Here is a 12,373-nt window from a genome sequence, read left to right as displayed (position 1 = left end):
TTTATTCGATTATTACCCTTAGTACTTCTTCGATTGAAGTAATTCCCTGAGCAGCTTTTATAAATCCCGATTCCATCAATGATACCATTCCTTCTTCTTGGGCAGCCTTATGAATCTCCATTGAGTCAGGTTTTTTTGTAATAATTTTCCTAATATTATCACTAACTTTTAGTACTTCAAAGATACCGACTCTTCCCTGATATCCATCAGGACAATCCTTTGTCTTTCCGGGCTTAAAAAATGGCACATCTTGAATGCTTTGCCCCTTACTAATAATCCCTTCTTTTATTAACAGATCAGTCAGTCTGTTTATATCAAAATATTTTTTCAAACTTTCTATGTCGCTTTTTTCTAATCGATATTCTTTTTTACTTTTATGCAGACGTCTTACAAGTCTTTGAGCGATAATTATGTTTAATGTGGAGGATATTAAGAATGATTCAATTTCCATATCCATTAATCTAGATACAGCTCCGGCAGCGCTTGTAGTATGGAGAGTTGATAGCACCAAGTGACCAGTTAGTGCAGCATTAACTGCTAGGCTAGCTGTTTCCTCATCTCTTATCTCTCCAACCATGATAATATCAGGATCTTGTCTGACTAATGATCTTAATCCGGTAGCAAAGGTCAGTCCAATTTTCGGATTAACTTGGGTTTGGGCCACTCTTTTTATTTGATACTCAATCGGGTCTTCTACGGTAGAAATGTTAACTCGAGGAGTGTTAAGCATATCTATTACTGTATAGAGGGTACTAGTTTTGCCTGATCCGGTTGGACCGGTAACAAGAATCATTCCAGTTGTTTTTTTAAGTGCTTCTTTTACATTTTCTAATGAATCTCCTTTCAGTCCAATTTCTTCGAGTGTTAGTATTTCTGTAGTTTCTGGAAGGAGACGCATAACAACCTTTTCTCCATAAGAGACAGGCAGGATAGATACTCTTAATGAATAATGGGAATCTTCATAATTAACTTTAAATCTTCCATCTTGGGGAAGTCTATGCTCATCAAGTTTTAAATTAGAGAGAACCTTTATTCTAGCTACAACGCCAAGAGCAATGTTTATAGGCAATACCATCGCATCTCTTAATATTCCGTCTATTCTGTATCGCACAATTAATTCTTTTTCTTGTGGCTCAATATGGATATCTGAAGCCCCTTGAAGGGTAGCGTGCTTTATTAAGGTGTCAACTATTCTTACAACCGATACTTCTTCGGCTACTTTTTCAAGCACTTCAGCTTCTTTCTCTTCTTTTTTAATTATATCTCCGAATTCAGTTTCAAGTGATTGATGATATTGCCTGAGAGATTTTTTAATACTCTCCATGGTGGTTAGTCGGGGGAGAATTGTTAGACCAGATTTCTTTCTAATGAAATCAATCGTTCCTAAATCTTCAGGGTCAGTCATGGCTACCTCTAGTTTTTTGTTTTCTTGTTTAAAGGCAATAATATTATGTGAGCGTGCTATTGGTTCGGGTATGATTTTTAATATGTTTGCATCAATTTTCTTTTCTTCTAAATTAATAAAAGGAATGCCCAAGATATAGGCCTTCATTTTTATTAGATTCTCTTCAGAGATAAACTTTTCAGCTACAAGAATATCTGATATTTTTTTATTCTCCTTTACAGCCCTTTGACTAATTTGATTAAACTGTTCTTCAGTTATTATATCAGCACCAATTAGGAAAGATCTTAATTGTTGATTCTCAATTTTCATTCTTGCTAAGTATTTTTCCGATCTTTTCTATTACGTCTTCAAGACTATAATTAATTTTTACCAAATAAGTGGTTGCGCCAAATTCAAGTGCTTTTTCAACCTCTTTAGTTCCATCTAGATTGGTTAAGATAATTACGGGAATGTTTTTAGTTTTCTCAAAAGATCTTATTTCTTTTAGTACATCAAAACCATTTTTTTTAGGCAGAATAAGGTCAAGCAAGATAAGGTCTGGCTTTTCGGACTTTGCTAATTCAATTCCTTTTTCTCCGTCCATAGCTTCTATTATTGTATAGCCAGCCAATTCTAATTTTTTACCTAGAGTCCTTTGAAGCGCTGATTCATCTTCAATGAATAGTATCTTTTGCATTTTTTTATCTGACATTGATTTTATATCAAGGTCAGTTATTATTTTTTATTTATTAAGGGTAGGGTAAACCAAAAAGTTGTTCCCTTACCAACAGCACTCTTGAAATTTATATCTCCGCCCATACTTTTTATTATTGACTTACAAATGAAAAGTCCTAGTCCCGTTCCTTCCGTATTTGTTTTCATTACATTTTTTGCTTTAAAGAATTTCTGAAAAATATATTTATGATCTTCTTCTGGTATACCAATGCCATTATCTGATATTTCAAGCAAAGCTGATTTTCCTTTTCGTGCCAAAGAAACATTTATTGTTGTATTTTCAGGACTATGTTTCAAAGCGTTGTTTAGAAGGTTTTCAAAAACCGTTTTTATTTGAAATGGGTCGCCCATGATTTTAGGCAAATTATCATTAGCGACAAAGTTAACATTAATTTTGCGACCGTCAGAGTGGAACTTACTTTCTGCAATTATTTGACGTGCCATCTCTTCTAAAGAAAAGAGTTCATCATTTCGAGTTAGTCTTTTTTGTTCGATTCGTGAAACCATTAACAGGCCTGATATCAGCTTTGCCATTCGCTCTATATTTATTTGAATTATTTTCAAGCTATCAGCTTGGTCTTTATTAAGGTTTTCGTTAATTATTGCATCAGACCCCCACTTTATATTGGTTAGCGGAGTTCGCAGTTGATGTGAGGCAATATTAATAAATTCAGTTTTCATTCTGTTTGCCTCAGCCATTTTTTCAAAACTTTGAACTATGATAAAAGCGATGATAAAAAGGAAGATAGTAATGCTAATTGTGGCAAGCACTATTATTTCAGGACCCATAAGATATTTTGTTCCTATAAACGAACTAAGCATGATGGCTCCTATCATAACCAAGCCCATAATAATAAATAAGAACTGAGGGCATTGCCATAAAGGGATGTCATAGTTACGACAATTTTGTATTACATTAAATTGAGATGTCGTTCGTTCTTTTCCCATTAGTATTATTTTAGTATAAGAAACAATCTTTATCAAGATTACGTTTGTTTTTTAACAAATAAAATGTTATTATTTTATCAAGAAATAATAATATTCTTATGAAAAAAATACTTATTGTAGAAGATGATCCTTTTCTAATAGATATATATGTCACAAAGTTTGAGAAACGTGGTTACAATGTAACTTCAGCAAAAGATGGAGAAGAAGCTCTTGAGTGTGCTCTAAGAGAACCTTTTGATATTATAATGCTTGATATTATTTTGCCTAAAATGGATGGATGGGATGTATTAAGGGAAATAAGAAATAGCAAAGAAAGAAAAGATGCAAGGGTTGTAGTTCTTTCAAATTCAGAAGACGATAGCAAAAGAATTCAGCAACAACTACGGGTTGAGAAGCATTTAATTAAAGCCCATTATACTCCAGAAGAGACAGTGAAGGAAGTAGAGGAATTATTATAAATTATTAAGGAGTTGCGACTAGCTGGTTGTAGTTTTTTGTTTTTATAAAAAAAAGATATAATGACTTTATGGATCTTAAAATAATTTAAGTTTTTACCAAATTTACCGGAAATAGCATTAAGGACAAGAGTTAATCTTATTGATGTTGCCATTACACTTGCCACTGGTAGTACTGGGGTTATTTTTCTAATCACATTAGTTTAAATGTTTGAATTCAAGATTTCTTCAAAAGATAATAAGAGTCGAGCTAGGCGTGGAACTTTAAAGACTCCGAGCGGAAAGATAGATACACCCTGCTTTGTTCCGGTAGCTACCAAAGGGGCCCTAAAAGGCCCTGCTTTTAAGAAGGTGGCTTCTTTTGGCGCGCAGATATTTATGGTCAATACTTTCCATTTTTTTTGCAATGATCGATACAAGGAAGTATCTCGGGCTGGTGGCCTTCATAGTTTTATGTCTGAAGGTTATCCTTTAATGACTGACAGTGGAGGGTTTCAGGTTTTTAGTCTTGGATCAGGATGGGAATATGGAGTGGGGAAATTAGCATCAGGCGGTAATACGGGGAAGAAGAAAAAGAATAATATGGTTTCAATTGATGATGACGGAGTTTCTTTTTTTTCTCCATACAACGGTAACCTTTTAAGAATGAATCCTGAAATATCTATTAAAGTTCAAGAAAAACTGGGTGCTGATATCATTTTTGCTTTCGATGAGTGTACTTCTCCTTTAGATTCTTATGAATATACTAAAGAGTCTTTATATCGAACTAATAAGTGGGCCATAAGATGCATAAATTCTTTTAAGGGAAAGAATCAAGCTATGCTCGGTATTATTCAGGGTGGGCCTTATAAAGATTTGAGAAAAGAATCGGCTAAATTTATTGGTAGTCTTCCTTTTTTTGGATTTGGAATTGGCGGCTCATTTGGCGGCTCATTTGGTGATAGTAAGCCGAGTATGCATTCGGTCTTAGATGAAGTCATTCCTTTATTGCCCGAATCAAAACCACGCCACCTGCTTGGCATTGGGGAGCCTGATGATATCCTAGAATCAGTAGAAAGAGGAATTGATCTTTTTGATTGTGTTATACCTACTCGTTGGGCTCGTCATGGAGCAGCGATTACTTCAAAAGGGAGAGTTAATTTAAGAGCTGCAAAATTTTTAAAGAAAAAAAGCCCTATTGATAAGGACTGTGGCTGTCCTGTATGTCAGAGTTATTCCTTGAGCTATATCCATCATCTTCTAAGAGAGAAGGAGATATATGGAATGATTCTTTTGGCTGAACATAATTTATTTTGGATTCAGAATCTAATGAAAGAAATTAGAATCTCAATAAAAGAAGGTAGCTTCCAAGAATTTAAAAAGAAAATCCTTAAGAAGTATTCATCTTAAGAGCATTCTTTGTTTGAGCACTTTGTTTCTTTTTTATCTAATACTAAGAGTGAACTACATTTAGAGCAGATTTCCCCAGTGGGTTTTTGATTTAATATGAAGTCACAGTCGGGATAACTTGAACATCCGTAGAAATGGCGTCCTCTTTTTGATTTTTTTTGAACAATCTCGCCTTTTTTGCATTTTGGACAATTAACTCCAGTAGATATTTCTATTTTCCTAATATTTTTACATTCTGGATAATTGGAGCATCCCCAAAAAACACCAAACCGACTTCTTTTTAATTTCATCTCCGATCCGCACTTTTCACAAGGTTCGGTCTTTTCTTTTTCTTCGGGAGTTTCTTCTATGGGCTTTGTAGTTTTACAATCCGGATAATTATTGCAGGCAAAGAATTCTCCGAAGCGTCCCAACTTTATTATCATCTCCGATCCACACTTTTCACAAATTTCATCACTTTTTCGTTCAGTAATATCTTTTTTATTTATCTCTAACTCTTTTTCTTTTATCAATTTTTCAAGAGGTTCATAGAATTCAGCTATTAATGATGTCCAGCTAATTTTTCCCTCAGATATTTTATCTAAATCTGTTTCCATCCCGGCCGTAAATTCAGGATCAACGATTTTAGAGAAATGCTTTACTAATAAATCATTTACAAGAGTTCCAATTTGTGTCGGATAGAATCGCTTATTATCATCTTTTTGGACATAATTTCTTTCTTGAATAACTGAAAGGGTTGGGGCATATGTAGATGGCCTTCCGATTCCTTTTTCCTCCAGTATTTTAATTAGAGAAGCTTCTGTATATCTAGCTGGTGGTTGAGTGAAATGTTGAGAAGGAATAACTTCAATTAATTCTAAAATTTCATCAATTGATAGACTAGGCAATTCTTTTTCCTCAAGCTTTCCTCCATATACTTTTAGGAATCCATCAAATTTAATGATTTGTCCCGACGCTCTTAGAGAGAAACTTTCTGATTTTATATCAATACTTGTTTGGTCAAGAATAGTTGAGGCCATTTGGGAAGCCATAAACCTTTTCCAAATTAAAGAGTAGAGAGCTAGTTGGCGTTTATCTAGATCTTTTGAGTTTTCCGGGGACCTGCTTGGATAGGAGGGCCGAATTGCTTCATGAGCTTCTTGTGCTCCCTTTGACTTAGTTTTATACCTTCTTGATTCCCAGTACTGTTCGCCATATTTTTCAATAATAAAAGCCTTGGCTTCGGAAATTGCTTGAGCGGAAATATTAAGGGAATCAGTTCTATGGTAGGTGCTATATCCTTTTTCATAAAGTTGTTGAGCAGTTCTCATAGTCATCTTAGAAGAAAACCCCAATTTTTTGTATGCTTCTTGTTGAAGAGTGCTTGTTGTAAATGGGGGAAGCGGATTTTTCTTGGTTTCCTTTTTTTTGATATCAGCGATGCTATAAGACTCCTTCTTCATTTCTTCAGAAATTTGATTAGCTTCTTCTTTGTTTTTAATGTCTAGTTTTTTTAGCTTTTCGCCCCTTATCTCAACTAATTTTGCAGTAATCTCTTTTTCTTGAGCTTTAAAATTTGCATCAATTGTCCAAAATTCATCTTCTTTAAATTTCTCAATTTCTCTTTCGCGTTCAACAACAAATCTTAGCGCTACAGACTGAACTCTTCCAGCTGAAAGTCCGCGAACAACTTTCTTCCAAAGGAAAGGGGATAGCTTGTATCCTACAATACGATCTAGAGCTCTTCTTGCTTGTTGAGCATTTACCAAGTCAATATCTATTTCTCTTGGGTGGTTTAAAGATTCTTTAATTGCACTTTCAGTTATTTCGTGAAAAACAATTCTTTTAAACTTATCTTCTGATAAGTCTAATGCTTGGGCGATATGCCAAGATATTGCCTCTCCTTCACGATCCGGATCGGTTGCTAGAAGTATGAGGTCAGCTTTCTTTGATAGTTCTTTTAATTCTTTAACAACTTTCTTAGCTTTAGTCGGTACAACATATTTCATTTCAAAATCTTTTTCCGGATCTATTCCTAATTTAGATTTTGGTAAATCTCGGACATGACCATATGAAGATACGATTTTGTATCCGCTCTTTAAGAATTTTTGGATAGTTTTTGATTTTGTTGGACTTTCAACGATAATTAATTTCATAAGGTATAGGATTACAGCATACTAAGAAAAAAAGCAACAGCAAGAGATTGATAATGTAGCTGTTTATAAAAACCATAAAGCCGAGATTTAATTCTCAGCTTCTTTTTTTATAATCTCATCAACTATTTCAATTGTTTTCTTAAGCACTTCTTCTACTATTAGCTTTTCTTCTTCTGAAAATTTCTGGATTACAAATCTTTCTACGGCGATTGTTTTTTTATCATCAGAAAGTATGCCAATTCTTATTCGGGTAAAGTCCTTGGTTCCAATTTCGCTTATAATTGAATTAATTCCCTTATGTCCCGCAGATCCTCTATTCTTAGATACTTTAACTTCTCCGAGATTAATATCAATATCGTCTTGTATTACTATGAGGTCCAAAGGAGATAGGTAATATTTTTTAAGTATTTTCCTAACAGCTTGACCCGAGAGGTTCATAAAAGTTAATGGCTTGGCTAGTATTATCTTTCCTTTTGATATTTCAGCATCAAGTTTTTTAAAAAAAGAAAAAGGGGGGAGCTCATAGTGTTTCCTTATTCTTTCCAGTGCCTCAAATCCTATGTTGTGGCGGGTATTTTTATATTTTGGACCTGGATTGCCAAGGCCTATAATTATCATATTTCCTCTATTATAGCGTTCTATTGTAAAAAAACAAAATTCTGTTAAAATATACTCAATATGAAAGATATTCTCAACTTTATTATAGAAACTGCGAAAGTAGTTGTTATTGCTCTATTGATAGTTATTCCTATCCGCTTTTTTCTGTTTCAGCCATTTATTGTTAGTGGTCAATCAATGGAGCCTAATCTTGCGCACGGTGACTATCTAATAGTTGATCAAATATCATTTCGTTTTAGGGAGCCAGAACGAGGAGAAATAGTTGTTTTTAGATATCCAGAAAATCCTAGTTTTCGTCACATCAAGAGGATTATTGGTCTTCCTGGCGAGACTATAATAACAAGAGGAGAAGGGATAGCCATTAAAGACTACAAAGGAGAATTAATATCACTAAATGAATCATCTTACTTGAATTTAGATAGGGTATATGGAGACGTTGAAATATTGTTAGCAGAAGATGAATATTTTGTTATGGGAGATAATCGGCCCGTTTCTTTTGACTCTAGGAAATGGGGTCCATTGTCTCGAGAAAACATAATAGGCAGGTTTGCTATAAGGCTTTTGCCAATAAATAGGTTTCAAAAAGCCGAGATCCCAAACTATTGATAAAAATATGAAAAAAATAAAATTTCAAAGAGCAACTGGTACACATGACATACTCCCTTTTGATCAAAAATACTTTAAAAAGGTAAGTGATATATTAGATGATGTGGCCGAGTTCTATGGGTTTGGTAAATTAGACACGCCTATCATAGAAGAGGCTGAGCTTTTTGTAAAAGGTGTGGGAGCAGATACTGATATTGCTCAAAAAGAAATGTATGCCCTAAAAACTAAGGGTGGAGATCATTTGGTATTAAGACCTGAGGGCACTGCGCCTATTGTCAGGGCATATATTGAGCATGGCATGATGAATCGACCTCAACCAATACGGTTATATTATTTTGGCCCATTCTTTCGCTATGAACGCCCACAGGCCGGACGATATCGACAGTTTTGGCAATATGGACTAGAAGTCTTTGGAGAAGACAATCCCATTGCTGATGCTCAGTTAATACAAATATTTTATGGAATTTTAGCAGATTTAAAAATTGAAAATGTTTCTATTGAAATAAACAGTATTGGAGATAAGGAATGCAGGCCAGCCTATAGGAAAGTATTAGTTAAATACTTGAAGTCTAAAGCTTCTTCTCTTTGTGTCGATTGCAAGAAGAGAGTGAAAGAAAATCCGCTAAGAGTTCTTGATTGCAAACAAGAGAAATGTCAAAAAATTAAAGAAGAGGCTCCTCAGATGATAGATCATCTCTGTCTTCAATGTCATCAGCATTTTAAGAAAGTTTTAGAGTATTTGGACGAAATAGAACTTCCCTATCACCTCAGTCCGCATTTAGTTCGAGGACTTGATTATTATAACAGAACGGTTTTTGAATTTTTTACCACTGGCCCTGAGGGAAAGAGTCTAGCGCTTGGTGGTGGTGGAAGATATGACGGATTAGTCAAACTTATCGGCGGTAAAGATGTTCCTGCAATCGGCGGAGCATTTGGCGTAGAGAGGATCATTCAAATAATTAAAGGGGGAAATTTTAAAGAACAAAAAAAGCCAAAAGAACGAATATTTTTAGCTCAATTAGGAGATATGGGAAGAAAAAAGACTCTAGGAATGGTTGAAGAGTTTAGAAAAGCAAAAATATCAGTAAGTGAGTCATTTGGAAAGGATTCGTTAAAAATACAAATGGCACGAGCTGCAAAAGTCGGAGCTAAATACACCCTAATAGTCGGCCAAAAAGAAGCATTAGATGAATCAGTTATCATAAGAGATATGGATACTGGCAAACAAGATACAGTTAAGATTGTTGATGCAACCGCTGAGGTTAAAAAAAGATTAAAAGATCAATAAGATATGTCAGATTGTATATTTTGTAAAATAGTCCGAAATGAAGCTCTGGCTGACATTCTTTATGAAGATGAGTATTCAGTAGTGTTTAAAAGTATTAATCCGGTGGCACCGGTTCATCTTTTAGTAGTTCCCAAGAAACATATCATATCTGTTGATCATATTGTTGAAAATGATAAGAAGTTAATTGGACATCTTTTTTTAGTGGCTCAAAAAGTAGCTGCTGAACAAGGAATAGATTCGGGGTATAAGCTTGCGGTTAATGTTGGTCGAGCAGGAGGCCAGGAAGTCTTTCATCTTCATATACACTTGCTAGGAGGCTGGAAAAATGCTAGAGATAGAGATATTCCAAACATGCCTTAGGAATATATAAATAAATAATTATCAAATATGCCTTTAGAAATTCTAAAACAAGAAAGAGAAAGCACTCAAGGATTGATTCGCCGATTTTCAAAAGCAATCAAAAAGAGTGGTATTTTGAAGGAAGCTCGAAGAAGAAGGTTTTTTCAAAGACCTTTAAGTCAGAGATCTAAAAAAGATGCCGCCTTAAGGAAAGAGAGGTTAAGAGAGGAGTTCAAGAAGAAAGAAAAACTCGGCCTTAATAAATAGATAATGCTTCAGGAAAAAATAAAAAAAGACCTAGATGGTGCTTTAAAATCAGGAGACAAAGAAAAGGTCTCGGTTTTAAGAATGCTTTGGGCGTCTCTTCAAGACAAGGAAAAGAAGAAGAAATATGAGCTCTCTTTAAACAACGAAGAGGTTTTTTTATCTGAAGAAGAAGTAATTGATATAATAACTTCTGAGGCAAAAAAAAGAAGAGAGTCAATCAAAGAATTTCGTGCAGGACAAAGAGAAGACTTAGTTGTGAAAGAAGAAGCAGAATTAAAGATATTGGCTGATTATCTTCCAGAGCCAGTAAGTGAGGATGATCTCATAGATATTATAAAAGAGGTCATAAAGGAGATGGGCGTAAAAGATCAAAAAGAATTAGGAAAGGTGATGTCTGCAGTTATGTCAAAGGTCAAAGGCCGGGCTGACGGAGGAGATGTTATAAGAATTGCCAAAGGACTTCTTTCTTAATCTTATCTTTGTTACTATGTACCTTTTTAGGTGTTTTTTTTATGGAAATATCAATAACTAATTTAAGTGGTATTCATATTAACAGGGATTTTGTAAAAGAAGTTTCTTTTTTGGTTTTGGATGGGATAGATAAAGACGATGTTTCTATTGTTTTTTCTGACTCGGAATTTATAAAAGAGATTAATAAAAAATATAGGAATAAGGATAAGGTAACTGATGTTCTCTCTTTTCCAGAAAGTGTTAAAGGGTTTAAAGGAGTATCATCTTCGCTTGGTGAAATTATTATTTGTCCATTACAATTAAAACAACAGGCCAAAGAGCAGGGGGTTTCTTTCAAAGAAGAATTGGCACGGATTTTAATTCATGGATTATTACATCTTCTAGGTTATGATCACGAAATTTCTAAAAAAGAAGAAATAAAAATGAAGGAAAGAGAAGAATATTTTCTTTCATTAGTCCTTAGAAATTAGAATTTTGCAATTTTATCTCGGTGGTAGTATAATGGGTTAAATAATTATTTTCCATATGGCAAAAAATATCATAACTGGTATTGATATTGGGACAAGTTCAATAAAGATGCTTTCTATAAGAAAAAAGTTTAATGATGAGGGTTTTGAAATTTTGGCTCGTTCTCAACGATCAGTAGCAGGGGTTAGAAAGGGAGTAATAGATAGTGTTGAAAAAGTTTCTCAAACCATAGCAGAATGTGTAAAAGACATTGAGCTTCAAGTAAATAATAAAGTTGAAGGAGCCTATGTTAACATTAATGGCAGTCATATTTTTTCAACTACTTCAAGGGGACTGGTGTCTGTGTCACGGGCAGATCAGAAAATATCAACAGAAGATGTTGATCGCGTGATTCAGGCAGCGAAGACCTTCTCGCTTTCTAAAAATTATGAAATACTCGAAGTCTTTCCCAAAGAATACATCATTGATGGGAGCAAGGGAGTCAAAGATCCGATTGATATGCATGGGATAAGATTTGAAGCCGAAGTATTGATAGTAGAGGGTTTCTCTCCTTACCTTAAGGGGGTCACACAAGCTGTGCTTGATGCAGGACTGCAAGTCAACGATGTTATTGTTGGGCCCTTAGCAGCTGCAAGATCAGTATTAACTGGGAGAGAAAGAGAGAGAGGGTCTGTAATTTTAGATATTGGAGCCAGTACTAGTTCGCTAGCTGTCTTTGAGGAAGGTAGCCTAATACATATCGCAGTTTTTCCAATTGGATCAGATGATATTACTAATGATATCGCCATTGGATTAAGGACCGATATTGATACCGCTGAAAAGGTAAAGCTTGAATTTGGGTCATGTCTTCCCGGAAAAGGAGATACTAAAAAAGAAAAAATAGAATCCATTGAGTCCGGAAGAACAGTAATCTTTTCGCGTGTTTTTTTGAGAAAAATAATTGAGCCTCGCGTATCTGAAATCTTTGATTTAGTAAAAGAAGAATTAAAGAAAGTTTCTAAAAACGGACTATTGCCAGCCGGAGTAGTGTTGACGGGAGGAGGATCAATGTTACCTCAAATATCTGACTTGGCTAAGAAAAACTTAAAACTACCTTGCCGTATTGGTGTTCCTAACGATATGGATCCAATAATTGAGGATCCAAAATTCGCAGTAGCGGCTGGATTGGCTTTCTATGGAAGTGAAATTGAAGAAGATCAAGGAAGCTCGGTTTTTGGAAAGGAATTAATGAAAAAGATTAAAAAGATTATTAAAATATTGATACCTTAAA

Annotated in this window: 14 protein-coding genes; 9 read left to right on the top strand and 5 right to left on the bottom strand. The window is 34.6% G+C overall.

Annotated features, from left to right (window positions below; genetic code table 11):
• Position 1: 1 nt before the first annotated feature.
• Genes KY054_00895 through KY054_00885 form a run of 3 tightly spaced genes read right to left on the bottom strand, consistent with a single transcriptional unit; the run spans position 2 to position 3,067 of the window.
• On the bottom strand, positions 2 to 1,714 hold the full coding sequence (locus tag KY054_00895) for a GspE/PulE family protein (GenBank protein MBZ1356316.1): 1,713 nt from the start codon (positions 1,712 to 1,714) through the stop codon (positions 2 to 4).
• A complete protein-coding gene (locus tag KY054_00890) occupies positions 1,704 to 2,081 on the bottom strand; it encodes a response regulator (protein ID MBZ1356315.1) in 378 nt (125 codons plus the stop codon). Before KY054_00890 ends, KY054_00895 begins: the two co-directional genes overlap by 11 nt.
• Before the next feature lie 38 nt (positions 2,082 to 2,119).
• Entirely contained in the window at positions 2,120 to 3,067 is a 948-nt protein-coding gene (locus tag KY054_00885) for a HAMP domain-containing histidine kinase (GenBank protein ID MBZ1356314.1), read from the bottom strand.
• 98 nt (positions 3,068 to 3,165) lie between these two features.
• Between KY054_00885 and KY054_00880 the strand changes: the two genes are divergently transcribed.
• Both KY054_00880 and tgt read left to right on the top strand, forming a co-directional pair.
• Positions 3,166 to 3,525, top strand: coding sequence for a response regulator (locus tag KY054_00880; GenBank protein ID MBZ1356313.1), 360 nt, complete (start codon positions 3,166 to 3,168; stop codon positions 3,523 to 3,525).
• Between the two features lie 204 nt (positions 3,526 to 3,729).
• Positions 3,730 to 4,911 (top strand): tRNA guanosine(34) transglycosylase Tgt, encoded by a 1,182-nt coding sequence (tgt, locus tag KY054_00875; protein ID MBZ1356312.1) that lies wholly within the window; start codon positions 3,730 to 3,732, stop codon positions 4,909 to 4,911.
• On the opposite strand, the gene topA is transcribed toward tgt, so the two are convergent.
• Together topA and pth are read right to left on the bottom strand one after the other, a co-directional pair.
• A complete protein-coding gene (gene topA / locus KY054_00870; protein MBZ1356311.1) occupies positions 4,908 to 7,046 on the bottom strand; it encodes a type I DNA topoisomerase in 2,139 nt (712 codons plus the stop codon). The two genes, tgt and topA, sit on opposite strands and share 4 nt — an antisense overlap.
• An 87-nt stretch (positions 7,047 to 7,133) precedes the next feature.
• Positions 7,134 to 7,664, bottom strand: coding sequence for an aminoacyl-tRNA hydrolase (gene pth / locus KY054_00865; protein ID MBZ1356310.1), 531 nt, complete (start codon positions 7,662 to 7,664; stop codon positions 7,134 to 7,136).
• A 60-nt stretch (positions 7,665 to 7,724) separates the two neighbouring features.
• Between pth and lepB the strand changes: the two genes are divergently transcribed.
• From lepB to ftsA, 7 genes are read left to right on the top strand one after another with little or no spacing between them, the layout of a single operon-like run.
• Positions 7,725 to 8,270 carry a signal peptidase I gene (gene lepB, locus KY054_00860; GenBank protein MBZ1356309.1) on the top strand — a complete coding sequence of 182 codons (546 nt, stop codon included), beginning with the start codon at positions 7,725 to 7,727 and terminating at the stop codon, positions 8,268 to 8,270.
• Positions 8,271 to 8,277: 7 nt separating this feature from the next.
• On the top strand, positions 8,278 to 9,558 hold the full coding sequence (gene hisS / locus KY054_00855) for a histidine--tRNA ligase (GenBank protein ID MBZ1356308.1): 1,281 nt from the start codon (positions 8,278 to 8,280) through the stop codon (positions 9,556 to 9,558).
• 3 nt (positions 9,559 to 9,561) lie between these two features.
• Complete coding sequence (locus tag KY054_00850; protein MBZ1356307.1) at positions 9,562 to 9,918, top strand: histidine triad nucleotide-binding protein; 357 nt, start codon at positions 9,562 to 9,564, stop codon at positions 9,916 to 9,918.
• 27 nt (positions 9,919 to 9,945) lie between these two features.
• Complete coding sequence (gene rpsU, locus KY054_00845; GenBank protein ID MBZ1356306.1) at positions 9,946 to 10,164, top strand: 30S ribosomal protein S21; 219 nt, start codon at positions 9,946 to 9,948, stop codon at positions 10,162 to 10,164.
• 3 nt (positions 10,165 to 10,167) lie between these two features.
• Positions 10,168 to 10,635: a GatB/YqeY domain-containing protein gene (locus tag KY054_00840; GenBank protein ID MBZ1356305.1), complete on the top strand. Its 468-nt coding sequence runs from the start codon at positions 10,168 to 10,170 to the stop codon at positions 10,633 to 10,635.
• Between the two features lie 41 nt (positions 10,636 to 10,676).
• On the top strand, positions 10,677 to 11,105 hold the full coding sequence (gene ybeY, locus KY054_00835; GenBank protein ID MBZ1356304.1) for an rRNA maturation RNase YbeY: 429 nt from the start codon (positions 10,677 to 10,679) through the stop codon (positions 11,103 to 11,105).
• Between the two features lie 55 nt (positions 11,106 to 11,160).
• Complete coding sequence (gene ftsA / locus KY054_00830; protein ID MBZ1356303.1) at positions 11,161 to 12,372, top strand: cell division protein FtsA; 1,212 nt, start codon at positions 11,161 to 11,163, stop codon at positions 12,370 to 12,372.
• Position 12,373 lies beyond the last annotated feature (1 nt).

This window comes from Candidatus Nealsonbacteria bacterium (genome assembly GCA_019923605.1).
In the GTDB taxonomy this organism is placed as follows: domain Bacteria; phylum Patescibacteriota; class Minisyncoccia; order Minisyncoccales; family CSSED10-335; genus JAHXGM01.
The sequence above is the reverse complement of the archived record's forward strand: the minus strand, read 5'-3'. Positions and strand labels throughout refer to the sequence as shown.